This is a genomic window from Shewanella sp. SG41-3 (genome assembly GCF_014164545.1).
In the GTDB taxonomy this organism is placed as follows: Bacteria; Pseudomonadota; Gammaproteobacteria; order Enterobacterales; family Shewanellaceae; genus Shewanella; species Shewanella vesiculosa.
Window position 1 is genome coordinate 25,108 of sequence record NZ_JACJFJ010000006.1, and the last position, 19,680, is coordinate 44,787.

The 19,680-nt window shown below is 40.9% G+C and carries 16 protein-coding genes and 3 tRNA genes; 11 read left to right on the forward strand and 8 right to left on the reverse strand.

Annotated features, from left to right (window positions below; genetic code table 11):
• Positions 1–138: 138 nt before the first annotated feature.
• The 3 genes from H5164_RS12850 to H5164_RS12860 form a co-directional block, all read right to left on the reverse strand.
• Complete coding sequence (locus H5164_RS12850) at positions 139–2,370, reverse strand: bifunctional diguanylate cyclase/phosphodiesterase (RefSeq protein ID WP_182756497.1); 2,232 nt, start codon at positions 2,368–2,370, stop codon at positions 139–141.
• Between the two features lie 340 nt (positions 2,371–2,710).
• Positions 2,711–2,998 (reverse strand): DUF406 family protein, encoded by a 288-nt coding sequence (locus tag H5164_RS12855; RefSeq protein WP_124014987.1) that lies wholly within the window; start codon positions 2,996–2,998, stop codon positions 2,711–2,713.
• A gap of 128 nt (positions 2,999–3,126) precedes the next feature.
• Positions 3,127–3,624, reverse strand: coding sequence for a VC2046/SO_2500 family protein (locus H5164_RS12860; protein WP_124014988.1), 498 nt, complete (start codon positions 3,622–3,624; stop codon positions 3,127–3,129).
• A 125-nt stretch (positions 3,625–3,749) separates the two neighbouring features.
• On the opposite strand from H5164_RS12860, the gene H5164_RS12865 reads away from it, so the two are divergent.
• From H5164_RS12865 to H5164_RS12880, 4 genes are all read left to right on the forward strand, one after another.
• Positions 3,750–3,834: transfer RNA gene (locus tag H5164_RS12865), tRNA-Tyr, on the forward strand.
• 89 nt (positions 3,835–3,923) lie between these two features.
• Positions 3,924–4,008, forward strand: a tRNA-Tyr gene (locus H5164_RS12870).
• 29 nt (positions 4,009–4,037) lie between these two features.
• Positions 4,038–4,122 (forward strand) — tRNA-Tyr (locus H5164_RS12875).
• 337 nt (positions 4,123–4,459) lie between these two features.
• Positions 4,460–5,521, forward strand: a complete 1,062-nt coding sequence (locus H5164_RS12880) for a PLP-dependent cysteine synthase family protein (RefSeq protein ID WP_124014989.1) — start codon at positions 4,460–4,462, stop codon at positions 5,519–5,521.
• An 85-nt stretch (positions 5,522–5,606) separates the two neighbouring features.
• On the opposite strand, the gene queE is transcribed toward H5164_RS12880, so the two are convergent.
• Positions 5,607–6,275 (reverse strand): 7-carboxy-7-deazaguanine synthase QueE, encoded by a 669-nt coding sequence (gene queE / locus H5164_RS12885; RefSeq protein ID WP_124014990.1) that lies wholly within the window; start codon positions 6,273–6,275, stop codon positions 5,607–5,609.
• Positions 6,276–6,485: 210 nt separating this feature from the next.
• Between queE and queC the strand changes: the two genes are divergently transcribed.
• Complete coding sequence (queC, locus tag H5164_RS12890; RefSeq protein ID WP_182756499.1) at positions 6,486–7,193, forward strand: 7-cyano-7-deazaguanine synthase QueC; 708 nt, start codon at positions 6,486–6,488, stop codon at positions 7,191–7,193.
• Positions 7,194–7,374: 181 nt separating this feature from the next.
• Entirely contained in the window at positions 7,375–8,004 is a 630-nt protein-coding gene (gene rrtA / locus H5164_RS12895; RefSeq protein ID WP_182756501.1) for a rhombosortase, read from the forward strand.
• Positions 8,005–8,105: 101 nt separating this feature from the next.
• Here the strand turns inward: rrtA and H5164_RS12900 are convergent, their stop codons facing one another.
• Positions 8,106–8,720 (reverse strand): hypothetical protein, encoded by a 615-nt coding sequence (locus H5164_RS12900; protein WP_182756503.1) that lies wholly within the window; start codon positions 8,718–8,720, stop codon positions 8,106–8,108.
• A 254-nt stretch (positions 8,721–8,974) separates the two neighbouring features.
• On the opposite strand from H5164_RS12900, the gene H5164_RS12905 reads away from it, so the two are divergent.
• From H5164_RS12905 to H5164_RS12915, 3 genes are all read left to right on the forward strand, one after another.
• Positions 8,975–9,658 carry a hemolysin III family protein gene (locus H5164_RS12905; RefSeq protein ID WP_182756505.1) on the forward strand — a complete coding sequence of 228 codons (684 nt, stop codon included), beginning with the start codon at positions 8,975–8,977 and terminating at the stop codon, positions 9,656–9,658.
• Positions 9,659–9,805: 147 nt separating this feature from the next.
• Positions 9,806–10,150 (forward strand): MGMT family protein, encoded by a 345-nt coding sequence (locus H5164_RS12910; RefSeq protein WP_182756507.1) that lies wholly within the window; start codon positions 9,806–9,808, stop codon positions 10,148–10,150.
• 229 nt (positions 10,151–10,379) lie between these two features.
• Positions 10,380–11,186: a DUF3108 domain-containing protein gene (locus tag H5164_RS12915; protein ID WP_182756732.1), complete on the forward strand. Its 807-nt coding sequence runs from the start codon at positions 10,380–10,382 to the stop codon at positions 11,184–11,186.
• Here the strand turns inward: H5164_RS12915 and H5164_RS12920 are convergent.
• Positions 11,172–11,948, reverse strand: coding sequence for a class II glutamine amidotransferase (locus tag H5164_RS12920; RefSeq protein ID WP_124014996.1), 777 nt, complete (start codon positions 11,946–11,948; stop codon positions 11,172–11,174). The two genes, H5164_RS12915 and H5164_RS12920, sit on opposite strands and share 15 nt — an antisense overlap.
• Positions 11,949–12,195: 247 nt before the next feature.
• Here H5164_RS12920 and fadE point away from each other — a divergent pair, with 247 nt between their 5' ends.
• A complete protein-coding gene (gene fadE, locus H5164_RS12925) occupies positions 12,196–14,643 on the forward strand; it encodes an acyl-CoA dehydrogenase FadE (protein ID WP_182756509.1) in 2,448 nt (815 codons plus the stop codon).
• A 93-nt stretch (positions 14,644–14,736) separates the two neighbouring features.
• The gene (locus H5164_RS12930) at positions 14,737–15,168 is read left to right on the forward strand and encodes a PaaI family thioesterase (RefSeq protein WP_124014998.1); all 432 of its coding nucleotides are present in this window, start codon (positions 14,737–14,739) and stop codon (positions 15,166–15,168) included.
• Between the two features lie 306 nt (positions 15,169–15,474).
• Here H5164_RS12930 and H5164_RS12935 read toward each other — a convergent pair whose 3' ends face one another.
• Positions 15,475–18,570, reverse strand: coding sequence for an efflux RND transporter permease subunit (locus tag H5164_RS12935; RefSeq protein WP_182756511.1), 3,096 nt, complete (start codon positions 18,568–18,570; stop codon positions 15,475–15,477).
• Positions 18,567–19,649, reverse strand: a complete 1,083-nt coding sequence (locus H5164_RS12940) for an efflux RND transporter periplasmic adaptor subunit (protein WP_182756513.1) — start codon at positions 19,647–19,649, stop codon at positions 18,567–18,569. The genes H5164_RS12935 and H5164_RS12940 overlap by 4 nt, the downstream gene beginning before the upstream one ends.
• Between the last annotated feature and the right edge of the window lie 31 nt (positions 19,650–19,680).

Below are 19,680 nucleotides of genomic sequence, written 5' to 3' on the forward strand. Positions count from 1 at the left end.
ACCGCTTTAGTTCAAACATCGCTTGGAACCACCCTAGTGTATAAGTAAAAAGACGCTCTCCAACTTACCTTAATGTGTTACTGAACTAGAAAATGTCTTAATGTCACATGAAAGATAAACACTAACAAAATCTCAAAACTAAGCGATAAATGATTCAGGTTGCATGTTAACTGTAGTCGCAGACTGGTGGTTATTAATAAATAAACCAAAATCATTCACCCGTATTGCAGGGCTATACAAAAATCCTTGGGCTTGATGACAACCGCTTAGGGTTAAAAAGGCTTCTTGCTCTGTCGTTTCCACCCCTTCAGCGGTTAATGAAATGTTCAGTGCTTTCGCCATAGCGATTATGGCACTGACAATCTCACGACTTTCGCGGCTGGAAGATATATCCATAATGAATGAGCGATCTATTTTTAATTTGGAAATAGGAAACTGTTTAAGGTATTTCATCGAACTGTAACCAGTACCAAAATCATCAATCGCTAAGCCAACACCTAATTCTGCCAACTCATGACATAAATTAATCGCATAGCGAATGTCACCCATGAGTTCAGTCTCAGTGATTTCAAGGATCAATGTATTGGGCTTAATTCGATAGCGGGTGATTAATAGCCATACGAGTTCATACAAATTGCCACTAAAAAATTGTCGCGCTGACACGTTGACATGCATGGTAATGTTAACGTTTTTATGTTGCCATAAATTTAATTGCTTACAGGCCGCCTCTAATACCCATTCACCAATTTGATTAATCATCCCGGTTTGTTCTGCTATTTCAATAAACGTGCCCGGATACAGCACCCCTTTTTTAGGATGATTCCAGCGAATTAATGCTTCAGCACCAATGTATTGATGATGCTGGAGATCCATCAAAGGTTGATAGTACAGCTCAAACTCACGGCCGCGAATCGCATGCTGCAAATCTCGCTCTATTTCCGCTTTAGTGGTAAATGTTTCAAGTAACGCTTCATTAAAAAATTGGTAATTATTATCGTTTTTCTTCTTGGCATATTGCAAAGTAATATCCGCACAGGATAACGGAGTAAATAAGCCCACAACAGACTTGATGTCTACCACGGCAATAGCGGGGTTAGGTTGTATTTTGGCTCTGGAGATCATTGATGGCGCCGCCAAATTCATATACAAACGGCTAATAATGGCTTCGACTTCGATTTCAGAAGTCACTGGAGGCAATAACACCGCAAACTCATCGCTACCGATCCTTGCGACATCAATCGCATTGGCAGACGTTGCAAAATGTTTTAATCGTCGTGCTATCTCAATCAGTAAAGCATCGCCATCTTCATGGCCATGAGTATCGTTAAAACGCTTGAAGCCCAATAAATCAATGAGGATTAATATGCCATCAGCAGCGCGATCAAGTATGGGGGTAAAATGACTACGATTGTGCAAACAGGTTAACGCACAATGCCAAGCCAAACGTTCTAATGCCACTTTATGTAAAAATGCTGCGGAATTATCATAACTGGAAACTAGCGCATAATGTTTACCTTGTTCGGTGACAAACGGCTTAATATGATACTTTAGCCAATATTCACTGCCATCGGTGCGTGTCAGTTTAAGTTCGCCTTCCACAACTTCACTAGCGCGTAATTTTTCGATGATATGATCAAGTAGTTTAGGAGCGTTTCTAAAAATATCGAGATTAGAAACGCTATGATGTTCAACGTTATTGCGAAGCAATCCAGTCATTTTTTGATGAGCACTATTCACATACTCAATAATACGACTATCGATATTGACCAGCATAACAACATGTTCTGATTGCTCTGTGGCATTGCGTAACAAATGAATTTGTTCATTACTGTCATAGGTATAACGTGTAGACAAGGCTAACGCCAGCTGATCTGCACATTGGATTGCAAGCTGAATATCTAATTTACCCCATTGAATCTGTTGGCAACTTTCCACCGATAATACGCCCTCGATATGACCATTAATTCGGATGGCAATATCAATACTGGTAACAATATTGTGGTGTTGGTAGTAATCAGAAAAAGTGTCGACGAGGTTAATATGAGCATTGTCGGTAGATAATATGTAGCGATGACAACGTAATTCGTTGATGTACTGTGGATCAATGGTCATTTGTTTCAAATGGGAGGTATACACCAGCGTCTGGTCCACATCACTTGCAACCAATGCATGCTCAGAAATAAGGCGTTCATCAACCAGCAAGCCATCATTATTTTTATGTCGTAATGACCAAACAGACACAAATGATGCTTTAAAATAATCCCGCAGCAATTGACAAACCAGCTCTGCGGTTTTGGTGAAATCACCTTGTTGTTTTGCACTGGAATTTACAATTAATTCCAATAAGTGCTGGTGTTCTCTTCGACTCATTTACATCCCGAAAAAAATGGTTTCATTTCCTAAATCTATAACGTTTGTAACTCAAAATACCTATCATTATTGGTTTTGGTATTCAGAGTGTGAGTCAACATGTTACAGCAATACTTAGAGAGCAAAACTCGCGTTAAAGGCATCATAAAGTTACATTAGCAAAAGCTACTATGTCTTTAGTTAAGTAACGCAGATTACACGCGATACTTAAAAACAGCAATCCTTTGGTAATACATTGTTACGCTTTACTAGGATTAATATTACGCGAGGTATACTCGGATAAAAATCTTTAACAACAAACATATAACCAATATTTCTTTTCATTAAACTGCAGAAAGATCTACAGTTGATTTTCAAGTTGAAAAATCATTTTCTCTACACTAAAAGCGAAATCAAGCTTGAGTTCAATGGTATTATCGGCATCAATAATGACAGCTTTTGTATCAGCAAAACGTTGCTGAGCAATTTCCTGCATCGCTTGAGCTTGTGACAATGCATCATCACCAGCAAAACTAAGCACTAATAATGTATCTTCTGCCTCAACTACGGCACCAATATCGACGTAACTTCCGCATTCGGTACAACTATCGCTTACAAGGCCTTGCTGCTGTTTAATTTGTTTAATCATGACTTCACCCACTAGTTAATTTAACGGTCGCTTATCAATATAACGTAGATCAAGCAGCCATTTATTTGCCATGCTCACAAATCCTAAAAGTATTCACTTAATCTAAACAAGATCACCGCATTACAGACTTATGCTAGCTGAAGTGCTAACGTGTTTGATATCTTACGCTGCGTGCTGAGTTGATCTAAAAAATGCATGTCTTCTATGGGAGTATGTTGCTGGTAGGCATTAATCGCTTTATTTTTAGTGAGGTAATCACAGTTACTTAATACTTCGACCATAGCATCAGATTGCGACCCTCTGATGACCAGAGCTTCAGGTGTTAATGCTTGTTGCAGTTGAAACTGTCTGGCACCTTGTTGCTGAAATATCATCGCGTGATCAAAAGTGTCTGGATGGACAGAAATATCATCAACTAATAACTGCGGTTGCGGTACAGAAAATTTGTTGCGTAACTTTTGCGTGTTATCAGTGTCAGTTTCTAATTGAAACTGTGCCATATCACGAGCATCTACAGACAGCATAGCCAATAGCAAGCCAAATTCACCGCGACGATTATGCTCAATCGCGACGTTTAATCGGTTCCCTATTTGTAATTCATTGACTAATGTTGACTCAATTTGCATATAAAAACATCACAACTACTGCTCGATGCTATTTTATCGACCAAACAGTCATAAACTTTAGTAATTTATTCAACTTTACACTTTACATACAAAAGGTTTCTGACTACTATGGCGACCGCAATTGAGGAGGGGTTCCCGAGTGGCCAAAGGGATCAGACTGTAAATCTGACGGCTCAGCCTTCGAAGGTTCGAATCCTTCTCCCTCCACCATTTGCGTTGTTATAAAGTGTTTGTTGTGAAGCGTTAAAGTTGTAAAGCGTTAGAATGTAAAAAGAGAGTAAGAAAAAAAGAAAATATGTGGAGGGGTTCCCGAGTGGCCAAAGGGATCAGACTGTAAATCTGACGGCTCAGCCTTCGAAGGTTCGAATCCTTCTCCCTCCACCATCTTTCTTTTATTCATATTATTTTGCTGTGGAGGGGTTCCCGAGTGGCCAAAGGGATCAGACTGTAAATCTGACGGCTCAGCCTTCGAAGGTTCGAATCCTTCTCCCTCCACCATTTTACATTTTGTTTTATCAATTTATATCGTGATACTAGCTAAATATCTGTCCACAATTCCTCGTTATAAAGATCGTTTTTTCTCAATTCCTACACGACAAGTTTTACCCCTAACGGTACTAATTTTTTGCTTAATCTTTTCTGCTGCTGTTAATTGGTTATTTCGCCGGTCAACATTATTGATGCCATTATTTACGGTATTTTGTCTTTATCTGCTCTATTTCATCCTTTACTGCCATTATTGAACAATAAATACCTATATGGGTCGATAAACACTACTCTTAACTTTGTATTTTAGTTATTATTTATTCCTTTTTGGAATAACGAGTATTATTGCATGTCATCATCTTGGGTCAATCAGGCCATTGCAAAAATAGAAGCCGATTATCAACGTTCTGCTGATACACATCTAATCAAATTAGACTTGCCACAACTTGATGGCATAGACATTTATCTAAAAGATGAAAGTACACATCCTACAGGCAGCTTAAAGCACCGTTTGGCTCGATCATTATTTTTATATGCCCTTTGTAATGGCTGGATTAAAAAAGATACCCCAATCATTGAGTCATCCTCTGGCAGCACTGCTGTTTCAGAAGCCTATTTCGCTCGATTACTCGGTTTACCTTTTATTGCGGTAATGCCTAAAAACACCGCTAAAAAGAAAATTGAACAAATTGAATTTTATGGGGCTAAATGTCACTTTGTTGATAATGGCAGTCAGATGTATGCAGAATCAGAAAGATTGGCTGCTGAGTTAACAGGTCACTACATGGACCAATTCACTTATGCTGAACGTGCAACAGATTGGCGGGGTAACAACAATATTGCTGATTCTATTTTTAACCAAATGGAACGCGAACCACATCCAATCCCAAGTTGGATTGTGATGAGTCCAGGAACTGGCGGCACTAGTGCCACTATTGGTCGCTATATTCGCTATCAACAACAAAAAACCCAACTGTGCGTCGTTGACCCAGAAAACTCAGTCTTTTATGATTATTTTCACAGTGGTGATGCCACGATAGTGAGTGATAAATACAGTAAAATTGAAGGTATTGGCCGACCTCGGGTTGAACCATCGTTTATTGCAGGGGTGGTTGATAGCATGATTAAAATCCCAGATGCCGCGTCAATCGCAACCATTCAATGGCTAGAACAATTAATTGGTCGTAAAACGGGCGCGTCCACTGGCACAAACTTATATGGGGCGTTATTGCTGGCAACACAGATGCGACATGCAGGCCAAACCGGTTCAATTGTGACGTTAATTTGTGATGCTGGTGAACGTTATCTCGATACCTACTACAACCCCGAGTGGATCGAAAATAATATCGGTTGTTTTCAGCACTATCGCGAGAAGCTGTCTGCCTTTAATGTTTGTGGTTTAATCAGTTAACTAAACATTAAAAAAGCCGTTGAATCTGGATTCAACGGCTTTCATTATTGGCTCAGCATCAAGGGGAAACGTTGCTAAATACACATTAGTCGATATTCAAATATTTGTGAGTTTGAATCGATAAACGCCAATTACGCGCAATACACACTTTCATTGCAAGATCGGTTGCCCGCGCCTTTTGACTAATCGGTTGTAAACAAATCGTTTTGGCACTGATATCTATGTGTTGTAACAGCTCATCTAATTCTTCAATATGCCGTTCTGTCGCAATAGGATGTTTAATTTCGTTAGCACGATTTAAGGCTTGATCAAGTACCTTGTAGCCACCTTTCATATTAATTTTAGGTGATACCGTCACCCACACATCAGGATGACATTTCACTTCAAACGTACCACTGGTCTCAATCTGGATCTGATAACCCGCCTCAACAAAATCGTTAGTTAATTCCGTTAGGTCATACAAACACGGCTCACCACCAGTTAACACGATATGTTTTGCGGTAAAACCTTTGTCCCGAAATGCTTGCAGTAATGTGTGACCATTATGATCAGCCCAACGTCCTATGGTGCCATCGACCTGAATCACTTGCTCTGCGGTCACGTTATTCTCAGGTAACACATCCCACGTTTGCTTGGTATCGCACCATGAACACCCAACAGGGCAACCCTGCAAGCGAACGAACAGCGCAGGAACACCAGTATAGGTCCCCTCGCCTTGTATGGTTTCAAATACTTCGTTAACGGGATATTTCATTGTTTACCTTACTTGTAGTGACCAGCAGTAACCGGCTGACGAATTACGGGCCGGCATTTATAGAGTATTTTGCCATTAGCTGCAAGTATTTACCGCTATGGCTTTGCAGTTGAGCCTGCCTTAGGTAAAATATCCATTCTATTTACCTGAACCACTGGGCGTTGATCACCCCGATCTTGCAAGTCAGTTCAGTACGTTAAGAGTATATCCATGTCAGATACAAAGCTAAACACACCGACTAAAGCCCTTGTTGTTTTCAGTGGTGGTCAAGATTCAACCACTTGTCTTATCCAAGCATTATCAAAGTACGATGAAGTACATGGGATCACCTTTGATTATGGCCAACGTCATAGACAAGAAATAGAAGTGGCAAAATCATTGGCAATTGAGTTGAAATTAGCCAGTCATAAAGTCATGGATACTAGCTTATTAAACGAATTAGCTATTTCGGCGCTAACGCGTGATGCAATTCCGGTTTCACATGAATTGATGAACAATGGTTTACCAAATACTTTTGTTCCTGGCCGTAACATTTTATTTTTAACCTTAGCAGGAATTTACGCGTATCAATTGGGCTGTAATGACATTATTACTGGCGTATGTGAAACCGATTTTTCTGGTTATCCAGATTGCCGCAATGAGTTTGTGCAATCTATGCAACATTCATTAGCATTAGGCATGGATAAACCCCTGAAAATTATTACACCTTTAATGTGGCTCAATAAAGCAGAAACATGGGCATTGGCAGACAAATATCACCAATTGGCTTTAGTGCAACATCAAACCTTAACTTGCTATAACGGAATAGTAGGCAAAGGATGTGGCGATTGCCCTGCTTGTGTACTTCGTCAACGTGGTTTAGATGATTATTTACAAAACAGTCAAGTCGTGATGGACTCGTTAAACAGTAAGCTGTAAGCCTATTATTGATATTTAGCCTGTAGTGTAAAGTTAACCATCTGATTTTTATTTTCTTTAAGATTGCTTAATCAATATGAAACACACTATTAGCCTAGTGAAGTCTTTTTAGTCTACAGTTAATTCCGTGTTGAGCTAAATCGGCTTAATTAGTCGTGAACAGAAGTATATAGAGGATATTTTGCTAAAACATAATTCAAACACAATTGGCCTGTATCATTTTCTTGTGGTGATCAGTCTTATTTGTATTGCTCTGTTTGCAGCAGATATTCCCTCTCCTGCATTTTTACCTATTGATCAGTATTTTAGCTATCAGTATGACTTAATTGCCAGTGGTCAGGTTTGGCGCTTAGTCACCGGAAACCTGTTGCATACCAATCTATGGCATTTGCTAATGAATTTAGCTGGATTTTGGGTAATTGTTTTTTTACATGAAGTGCATTACAAAAATCATTCAGGCAAGTTGTTGCTACTGTTTTTGAGCTTATGTTTATTTGAAGGCATAGGTTTATACCTGTTCTACCCTACCTTAAAGGCCTATGTGGGTCTAAGTGGCGTATTGCACGGATTATTTGTATTTGGTGCTGTGATGGATATACGTAAAGGCTACAAGTCGGGATACTTACTCGTGATAGGGGTCATGTTAAAAGTCGGTTATGAGCAAGTATTTGGTGCCAGTGACAGCGTGACTCAATTAATCAATGCACGGGTTGCCACTGAATCACATCTTGTTGGCCTTATAAGCGGTCTATTGTGCGTGTTGTGTTGGTCGATAATGGATAATCGCTTAAAACACCATAATGAGGCATAAACTTGTGTCTGTCTTACTGCAATAATCTCACTAACAATAGCCTCACAGACAATCGTTTCACTATCAGACATTAATGATAAACAATGAGTACACTAAGGTACTCATTGTGTCGTTATTGGCTCAACTTCTGATACGGGCGTAACCTCGGATTGATCCATTTCTGCAGCTATCCCAGCATCGGGTTGTGTCACCTGGCTCGCGGCATTGGCTTGTGCTCGCTCAACTAATTTATCGTATTCTGCTTGGGTAATAAGATAACTTTTTAAGGCGGGTAACGATTTTGTCGCCGGTTCAGTCACGGGAATATCTGACATTCCACTAATATCAACTCGTCCAAATAACACCACTAATGTAATCACAAGCAGGTGGACAAATACCACGAATAAAGCAAGATAAGGACTCCTACTCACAACAGCCAAAGCCCGTTGCAAGGCATTAGCATTTGGCTCATCAGGCTGTAACAAAGGTTCGTTGCCATTGACTGAACTTGTTACACCCGTTAACTGCAGTTGGATATCATCAGCGACTTGCTGGCGATGCTGTTGTAACTCATGTTCATCCACAACATCATCTTCTAACTCTACAAAAGGTGTCACGTTTTTGTCAAAATCAATACTAACAGCATCTGCTTGCGGTAATGATTTATTTCCCCAACGCGAGTGGTGGCGAGTTGATGCTGAAATACTCGAATGGGATTGTTGGTTATTTTTAAACATAAAGTCTAATCTGCCAATAATGATTGCCTAAGTATAACGTCAACCGCCTTATTGAATAGCACCTTATTTATGCGGTTAACCCCTCAATGAGATTAATAAAGCTTAACCCAATAAAGCGTAAAAAGACGATCTACGCCATGATGTATGAGACTTAAATTTCAGCTTACACGTGTTCACCTAAATATAGCTATTTAATATTAGGGCTGATAAACTCAATTTGCTCAAAATCCTTTTAGCGTTATTCACAGGATATTATGAATTCACTATCAAACATCTCGACACCTGAGCAAACATCTACCGTTTCTTCTGGCTCAGATTACGGCCATAGGGAAGAACAAGCCAATGCATTATCGCATGCGCTTGGCGTGATAGCAGGTATTGTTGGGTTAATTCTGATGCTTATAAAAGCTCCAGATCATTTAACCTTGCTACAAATCACAGGTGTAACGATTTATGGGGTCAGTATTATTGCGTTATTTTTAGCATCGACCTTGTATCACTCAAGTAAAAGCGCGCTGTGGCGAAAACGCTTTAAAATGGCTGATCATTGCGCCATTTATGCGCTCATAGCAGGCACCTACACTCCAATGATGCTGATTAGCCTTCAAAGTTCTCAGGCCACGATTATCCTTGTGGCTATTTGGACATTAGCGCTAGGAGGAATTATATTTAAAACCTTGTTCATTGGCCGATTTAAAGCTTTTAGTGTGCTGCTGTATTTATCCATGGGGTGGTTATGTGTCACTATAATAAGCGACTTAAACACCAAAATGAGTGATTTAGGCTTGGGCTTATTATTCGCAGGCGGCTTATTTTATAGTTTAGGTGTGGTATTTTATGTAGGTAAACGTATCCCATATAATCATGCTATATGGCACTTATTTGTTCTTGGTGGTGCGATTAGTCACTTTTTGTGTATCTACTTAACCGTACTGTAAAAGTGAGCTAAGGTAATCGCCAACTAAAATATACTATTATCATTATCAGCTTGATTACGATTGTACTTTTGAAAATGTTTTATTATCCTTGCCTAATATTCAACATCTAATCACTATTGTGTCTATAGTGGGTTTATTTGGGATCTAATGTCTACCCTATCTTCAATTGAGCGCATTTGGTTTATTGTTAACCTTATCCCAAAAGGCAATGTGTTACCTTATGGCGTTGTTGCTGACTTTGCAGGATTACCAGGCAGAGCACGTTACGTTTCTAGGGCGTTAAAATTAGCACCACAGAATCTAACCTTACCTTGGCATCGAGTGATTAATAGCCAGGGTAAAATTTCGTTTGCTAACAACACTGATGCTTTTAAAACTCAACAACAATTATTAAGATTAGATGGAATAGAAGTGAACGCAGGCAAGATTTCATTGTCTCAATATCAATGGAAACCTGATATCGCCACCCTAGTAATGACTTTACCCTTTTAATATCAAGCTATTAACTATTATCAAAATTGAAGGTAACAATACTTTGGTCAATAAATTAACTCGCTTATCCACGTTAATCTTGTGTATTAGCCCGGTGATCCACGCACACGCAACTGACAATCAACAACCTGTTGCTGATAGCGAAACCACGCCTAAATTACATCAATCAGAAACCGCCGTCTTATCAGAAAAATTTGCACAAGTTAATCCAGCTGCGGCATTAAGTGACATGGAACAAGCAGCCATTTTATCGCCCTTAACAGCCCATACAGCTAGCTATAAGGTGTTTTATGGTAGCTTCGAGTTAGGTGTAGCAAATTATCGCTTACCTGCAACCGATAGCGGTTTTTACAGCTATCATTTCGACAGCGATGTCAGCTTATTAATGCTATCTGATCAACGCCACCTTAAAAGCGAATTTACCCTAGAAAACGGTAAATTAGTGCCATTTCGATACATACAAGAACGCACTGGTACAGGTAGTGATTACACTGAACAAACCGCCTTTGTCAAAGGGCAACAATTTATTCACACCATCTACAAGCAAGAAGCATTAAAGCTGCCATACCAAGAGAAAGTATTTGACCCTTTGATGGTGCAATTACAATTTAGAATGGATTTAGCGGCCAATATTCGACCACTAGATTATAAAATGGTGAAAGAAAAAGAAATTGATGACTATCAGTTTCGAGTCTTAGGTAAAGAAAAAGTCACGATAGAAAGCGGTACTTACGATACCGTAAAAGTTGAAGTTGTCCGCGACAGTACTAAAAGACAAACCTTTTTCTGGATGGCACCGACTTTAGCGTATCTGCCAGTGAGGTTAAGCCATTTCTCAAAAGGCAGTAAACAACTGGATATTCAGCTAGCGAGCTACCAATTTGAGCAACCTCTACCACCTATGACACCGACACTCATTGATGGCCCTAACAAGCAAAGTTCAACGGCGGTAGATGAACTGCATACAGACCCTGAAACTAGTGCTCAAATCACAGAGTCAGAATTAGATGAAATAAAGCAATTAGCGGAGGATTAACTCACCTTTTCTAAATAACTTCCACTCACCTGGCTGTAACACAACCCAATTTTCGTTATTGGTCAGTGGCCTAGTTGCAATAACGGTTACCACGTCGTTTGGCGTGGTTTCTTGACTAAAATCAATGACCACATCGGTATCAATTAAAGTTGCCTTTCCAAACGGTGCACGGCGCGTGATATGGCATAAGTTGTTGGTACAATATGTCATCAAATCAATGCCATTACTCAACAACATATTAAACACGCCTAACTGTCTTATTTCATCAGCAAGTTGACTGATATAATCAAACACATCATCGAGATTATCAGGTTCATGCTCACCAAACTTATTGACCACAGATTCTAAAATCCAGCAAAAAGCTAATTCACTGTCTGTATCACCTACAGGTTGAAATCGAGAAACGATGAATCTTGAGTGGTAATCCGTCAATTGGCCATTGTGGGCATAAGTCCAATAACGGCCCCATAACTCACGGCTAAAAGGATGGGTATTGACCAAGGATACGCAGCCTCGATTCGCTTGGCGAATATGACTAATGACAATTTCACTTTTAATTGGATATGACTTTATCAGCTGTGCAATATGTGATTGACTACTAGGACAAGCGTCTTTAAATGTGCGGTTTCCTTTACCTTCATAAAAGGTAATTCCCCAACCATCAACATGAGGACCCGTTACCCCACCACGCTCAGCTAAGCCTGTAAAACTAAAAACAATATCCGTTGGCACATTCGCGCTCATCGCCAGTAATTCACACATTAGCCTTGCCTTTTCTGTTGCTATATTGAGCTAAACACTTTTCATAAGCGTATTGTATCGAGTAAGCCAATTGAGTGGAATATTTCTGACACACAAATATTTAAACAATTGTTTGAAAAAGGCTTGTAATCGAGGCGGCATAAGGTTAACTTTTATGTGACACAGGTCCGACCACGATCATTCCTGTGAATGAGATCAACAATAAATAAGCTATTTTGCCTACATAATAGCTTTAAGGAGAAGTACAGTGACCACCCTACTTTGGATCATCGCGATGATCTTTGTGCTCGGCGCTATGGCATACTTAAGAGTATCGCTATTATCAACCACGATTGCTGCGGCAATTGTGTTAGTCGTCGGTAGCACCTTGGACATTATTGGTGTAATTACATGGATTGTATTCCTTGTTATTGCGCTGCCACTCAATATTAAATCATTCAGACAAAACTTTATCAGTCGTCCGCTGCTGAAAGTGTATCGCGGTATCATGCCTGAAATGTCTTCTACAGAGAAAGAAGCCATTGAAGCAGGTACAACGTGGTGGGAAGCTGATTTATTTGCCGGTAACCCCAACTGGAGCAAATTACACAACTATCCTAAAGCGCGTTTAACTGCCGATGAACAAGCATTCCTAGATGGTCCTGTTGAAGAAGTCTGTAAAATGACTAATCAACATCAGGTATCACATCAGTTAGGCGATTTGCCTCCAGAAATCTGGCAATTCTTAAAAGATAATGGCTTCTTCGCGATGATCATCAAGAAGAAATTTGGTGGTCTTGAATATTCAGCTTATGCCCAGTCATGCGTATTACAAAAGCTTGCTGGCGTCAGCAGTGAATTAGCCTCTACTGTTGGTGTACCTAACTCATTAGGCCCTGGCGAGCTTTTACAGCACTATGGTACCAAAGAGCAGCAAGATCACTATTTACCTCGTTTAGCTAAAGGTATAGACGTGCCATGTTTTGCACTGACTAGCCCTGAAGCAGGCAGTGATGCTGGCTCAATTCCAGATTTTGGTGTTGTGTGTAAAGGTGAATTCCAAGGCGAAGAAGTGCTTGGTATGAAGCTAACATGGAACAAACGTTATATTACGTTAGCACCAGTCGCGACTGTATTAGGCCTGGCCTTTAAACTACGCGACCCTGAGCACCTACTAGGCGATAAAGAAGAATTAGGCATTACTTGTGCCCTTATTCCAACTGACATCCCAGGTGTTGAAACCGGTCGTCGTCACTTCCCATTGAACTGTATGTTCCAAAATGGTCCTACACGCGGTAACGAAGTGTTTGTACCATTAAGCTTCATTATTGGTGGCCCAGAAATGGCCGGCCAAGGTTGGAGAATGTTGGTTGAGTGTCTGTCTGTTGGTCGTGGTATTACCTTACCTTCAAACTCAGCCGGTGGCGTTAAAACTGCCGCTGTTGCTACAGGTGCTTATGCACGTATTCGTCGCCAATTTAAATTACCTATCGGTAAATTAGAAGGTATCGAAGAGCCAATGGCCCGTATCGGCGGTAACGCATATTTAATGGATGCCGTTGCAACCTTAACCACAACTGCCATCGATTTAGGTGAAAAACCTTCAGTTATCTCTGCCATCGTTAAGTATCACTTAACCGACAGAATGCAGAAATGTATTATTGATGCAATGGACATTCATGGTGGTAAAGGCGTCTGTCTTGGCCCAAATAACTATTTAGGTCGTGGCTATCAAGCTGCTCCAATCGCCATTACTGTTGAAGGTGCAAACATTCTAACGCGTTCAATGATTATTTATGGACAAGGTGCTATCCGCTGTCATCCATATGTATTGGCCGAAATGGAATCAGCGTTTGATACTGATGCAAACCGTGGCTTAGCTAACTTTGATTCAGCTATCTTTGGTCATATTGGTTTTGCAACGTCGAACTTTATTCGTAGTTTCTGGATGGGTGTTACCTCATCTTACTTCACCAATAGCCCTTACTCAGATAAAACAAAACGTTATTATCAACAGATGAACCGTTTCAGTGCAAACTTAGCGCTATTATCTGATTTGGCCATGGCGACACTGGGTGGCAACCTAAAGCGCAAAGAACGTATTTCTGCCCGCTTAGGTGATTTACTGAGCCAATTGTATCTAACTTCTGCCACGCTTAAGCGTTATGAAGACGATGGCCGTTTAACTGAAGATTTACCTTTAGTGCAATGGGCTGTTGAAGATTCATTATACAAGTTACAAGATTCATTAGATGACTTGCTTAACAACTTCCCAATGGGTTTAGGCATTGCACTACGTGCGGTAATCTTCCCATTCGGTCGCCCAATTAAGCGTCCTAGTGATGTGTTAGATCATAAAGTGGCTAAGATCATGCAAACGCCTTGTGCGAGTCGTGACCGTTTAGGTAAAGGCCAGTTCTGGACTGCTTCTGAGTTCAATCCAGTCGGTATCCAAGAACAGACGTTCAAAGATATCCTAGCGGCAGAACCACTCTATGACAAAGTCTGTAAAGCTGCTGGTAAACGTCTACCATTTATGTGGTTAGATAAAGTTGCTGCAGAAGGTAAAGCGCTTGGTGTGTTAAGCGACAGCGAAATCGCTTTACTTGAACGAGCTGAAATTGGACGTTTGAAATCAATTAACGTTGATGACTTCGATACCAATGAGCTTCAAGCACAACTTGCACCAAAAGCTAAGCAAGAGAAAGCAGCTTAGCTGCTAGGTTTAAAACCTAAAAATAAAAAGGGTAAAGCGTAAGCTTTACCCTTTTTTATAGTAATAAATTATTCAGATAACTAAAGGACTAAGATGAAACACCTTACTGGATTACAATTGATGCAAGCCATGCTTAATGGCGACATCCCTGCCCCTTCAATCACCCAAACTATGCCAATGAACGCGATTGCGGTAAGCGAAGGCAGTGTCACTTTTGAAGCTTTCGCTGATGAGCGCCATCTCAACCCAATGGGCGGCGTGCATGGGGGTTTTGCTGCAACGGTTCTTGATTCAGCTACAGCATGTGCTGTGCACTCTGCATTACCCGCAGGTGTCGGTTATTCAACCATAGATTTAAATATTAAAATGGTCCGCCCTGTGCCTCAAAAGCAACGCTTATTGGCTAAAGGTAGCGTAATGAACTTGTCTACATCTCTGGGCATTGCAGAAGCAACCTTAACCACCGAAGACGGTAAACTATTGGCCACAGCCACCGCAAGCTGCCTTATTCTTCGTGGCAAATAGTCAATATTTGACCGCGTTAGGATGAACAGATTGTTAATCTCAAAATATTACTTCACTTGGATTTAATCTATAGCCGAGCGGATATTCATGCTGGCAAGGTGTACTGAACTGTTCACGCCAGTCAATGTAACCTAATACAATAAGCCACCTAAAATTAGTATTAAAACGATTTAAAACATAATCTTACACCACTAATTACCTTGAATTAACTTACAATAGACTAGATTATTCTGAGATGAGTAAACAAAAAGCCAGTCATGAAAATGACTGGCTTTTTATTGTGCTTATTATCGTGCCAAACTAGGATTAATCGTCTTGTAATTCGATTTCCAACTGTTTGGCCACCGCTTCAGGAGAGCTACTGTTACGGGCAAATAAGCTGTATGCAACCGGGATGACAATCAAGGTAAAGAATGTTGCTAGTAAAATCCCCGATAACACAACAACACCAATAACAAAGCGAGTTTCAGCACCGGCTCCAGACGCCATCACTAACGGAATCGCACCTGCTGCTGTCGTGATACCTGTCATTAGGATAGGTCGGAGTCGTTGTGTTGATGCTTGTAAAATGGCTTGTTGAAATTCAACTCCGCGATCGCGCAGCTGATTTGAAAACTCAACAATCAAAATACCATTTTTAGCCGCTAATCCTATCAACATAATAATACCAATTTGGCTGTATATATTCAGACTTTGACCTGTTAACCAAAGCCCCACGAGTGCACCTAAGGTGGCTAGTGGCACGGTTAACATAATGACCATGGGATGAATAAAGCTCTCAAATTGAGCCGCCAAAACCAAAAATACAATCCCTAACGCCAATAAAAAGACAAAGTTCATTGAGCTACCAGAATCTTGGTAGTCAAGTGATGGACCTTTGTAACTTATAACCGCTTCGGCAGGCAAATAGGTTGCAGCCAAATCATTTAGGTAGTCTAACGCTTCCCCTAAACTATAATCTTCTGCCAAATTAGCTTCTAAGGTAATTGAGCGCATTCGATTATAACGGTTCAACGAACTGGCATCGGCGAACTCTTCAATTGATACTAAATTAGATAAAGGGATCAATTCTTGAGAACGATCTGAACGCACGTAGATATTTTCCATATCGGTAGCCGTGCTTTGATTCTCACGATTACCTTCTACAATAACATCGTACTCTTCACCATCGCGCATAAAGGTGGTCACTAAACGAGAACCTAACATCGACTCGAGTGTTCTACCAATATGAGAAATTGACACACCTAAGTCTGCTGCTCGTTCACGATCTATCACTACCCGCAACTGTGGTTTAGTCTCTTGATAATCATGATCTAAGCCAATGAGTTTATGATTTTCTTTGGCTTTTTCTATCATGATATCGCGCCACTGAGCCAGTTCTTCATAGCTAGGGCCACCAATCACAAACTGCACCGGTTTACCCACACCACGGCCAAATGCTTGGCGCATGATAGGAAACGCCCTTATACCGGCTAAGTCAGATAAACGACTGCGAATATCAACAATGATTTCGTTTGCACTACGACGTTCCGCCCAATCTTCAAGAACAATAATCGCCATACCATTAGAGAAATCAGAGGAGCCTCCAAAACCACGCGGAGCACGGATCAATAAACGCTTAATTTCACCGCTTTCAACCAATGGCATTAAGCGTCCTTCTACTTCATCCATATATTTTTCAATATATTCAAAGCTCGCCCCTTGCGGCCCATTTACCATTAAGAACATGGAACCACGGTCTTCTTGCGGCGCGAACTCTTGTGGCACTTTATTGAGTAAAAAACCGCTAAATGCAAAGGCAATTAATACAACCAGCGATACTAAAATAGGACTTTTCATACCTATTTTCAGGGTGGTCAAATACCAGCCAGATAAAATATTCATCATCTTATCGACTTGTTTAACTAACCACGGATCTTGATCGGCCGGTTTAAGTAACTTAGAACACATCATCGGCGTCAGTGTTAATGCAACAACACTGGAAAAAATCACCGCAGCACTCATGGTCACCGCAAACTCTTTAAACAGCTTGCCTAAATCGCCATCGAGGAAGGTGATCGGCATAAACACAGCAACCAGCACCAAAGTTGTCGCCACCACAGCAAAAGCAACTTCACGAGCACCCAAAAAAGCGGCTTTCAATGGTGAATCGCCATCTTCAATACGCCTGTGAATATTTTCCAGCATGACGATGGCATCATCGACCACCATACCAATCGCCAATATCATCGCCAGTAAGGTTAATAAATTGATGGTATAACCAAGGGCATACAGCACAATAAAGGTAGCCAATAAAGATACCGGTACCGTAATGGCAGGAATAAGCATGGCCCTGACCGAACCTAAGAATAAATAAATCACCACAATAACTAACACCATGGCGATAAAGAGGGTTTGATACACCTCATCGATGGAAGCTTCAATGAACACTGAACTGTCGTAGGAGCGTTTAATGTGCATCCCTGCTGGCAGGGTTGGATTTAATTTATCGACCAAGGCATTGGCCGCTCGCGCCACTTCTAAAGTATTGGCTGTTGATTGCTTACTGACACCTAAACCAATCATTGCTTCTTTATTGCCCCGGAACATAATCCGTTCTTCTTCAGAACCAATATCGACCTTAGCCACATCGCCAAGTTTAACTAAGTAGCCATCCTCACCTTGGGTTATCACCAAGTTTGAAAAATCTTCTGCGGTTTTGAATACTCTGTCTAAACGCACGGTAAAAATACGTTCTTTTGATTCAATTGAACCGGCTGGTAATTCTACGTTTTCTGCCCGCAATGCTGCTTCAACGTCTGATACCGTTAAGTTACGCGAGGCTAATGCCTGACGGTCAATCCAGATCCGTAAGGCATATACCTTACCGCCACCTAAGCGCAGTGTTGATACGCCATCAATCACCGAAAAACGATCCACTAGATAACGGTTGGCATAATCAGTGAGCTGCAAAATATCCATTTGGTCTGATACCAAATTGAGCCACATGATCACTTCATCGCCGCCGTTCGCTTTATAAATCGATGGCGCGTCCGCTTCTATAGGTAGCCTTTCAAGTAAACCAGAAATGCGATCTCGCACATCATTGGTTGCGGCCTCAATATCACGATTAATATCAAACTCAATGGTCACACTTGAGCGCCCATCACTACTGGATGAGCTGATATGACGAATGCCTTCTACGCCACTAATTTGATCTTCAATAAGCTGAGTAATCCGGCTTTCGACTACCGATGCACTGGCACCACGATAACTGGTTTCCACCGACACAATCGGTGGATCGATATTAGGATATTCACGCAGCGGTAATTTACCAAAAGACACCAGACCCAATACAATAAGCAAAATACTGATTACAGATGCTAAGACCGGCCTTTTAACCGATAAGTCAGTTAATATCATGCCGATGTCTCCATTCCTTCGACTTGAGCGAAGGTGAAGTTTTCTGCTTGCTGCACTTTAACAGTATCACCAGGACGAACTTTGAGAATGCCACGAATGATAATTTGTTGACCCACGTCAAGGCCTTTCGCTATTTCAACCCAACCTCGAGAACGTGTACCTAAAGTCACTTCAATTTGTTCTACTTTGTTTTCTGCATTAACGAAATAAACAAAGTGCTTGTTTTGAATTGGGATAATAGCAGCTTCAGGTAACAATAATGCTTCACGACTTTGCTTAATTAAACGTACCTTCATTAACATGCCGGGCAGTAATTTATAATCATCATTTGGCATAACAGCACGTACGATTACCGCGCGAGTATCTGGATTAACACGGGTGTCTATTGAGGTAACAACACCTTTAAATATCTGCTCTGGGTAAGCTACAGCTCGGGCTTCAACGAGTTTACCTGGCTGTAATTCTTGAATGAAACGTTCTGGTACAGAAAAGTCTAATTTAATTTTGCTCACATCATCCAGAGTACTGATTTGCTCGCCTGGGGTAACTAAGCTGCCCACACTGACTTGACGTAAACCAAGTTTACCCGCAAATGGAGCTTTAATTGCACGGTCTTCTAGGGCCGCTTTTGCCTGTTGCACTTCTGCACGAGTGGTATCAATTAAACTTTGTAAACGGTCACGCTCTAACTCGGCAATGGTTTTACTGGTGACCAATGAGCGGATACGATCTAATTCACGTAAATTTTCAACTAGCTTGATTTCGGTTACGGCCAGCTTGGCTTTATGTTCCTCGTTTCTGAGCTGCACGAGAAGTGCACCTTTTTCGACCAAATCACCGTCATTAAAATCAATCTTAGTGACAATTTCAGTAACTTTGGATGTCACGATAATAGACTCGTACGCTTTACCAGTACCCAAAGCTTCTACTTCATCACGAATAGGCATAATCGCCACTTTAGCAACCACCACGTTAGGTATAGGCCGTGGGCGTTGAACAATAGCTTCTTCAGGAGACATTAAGTTGTACGCCAACAGTGCCGCTAGCACTATGACGATCAGTACGATTATCTTTTTCATTTTGAGTCCAAAACCATTAAAGGCTAAATGA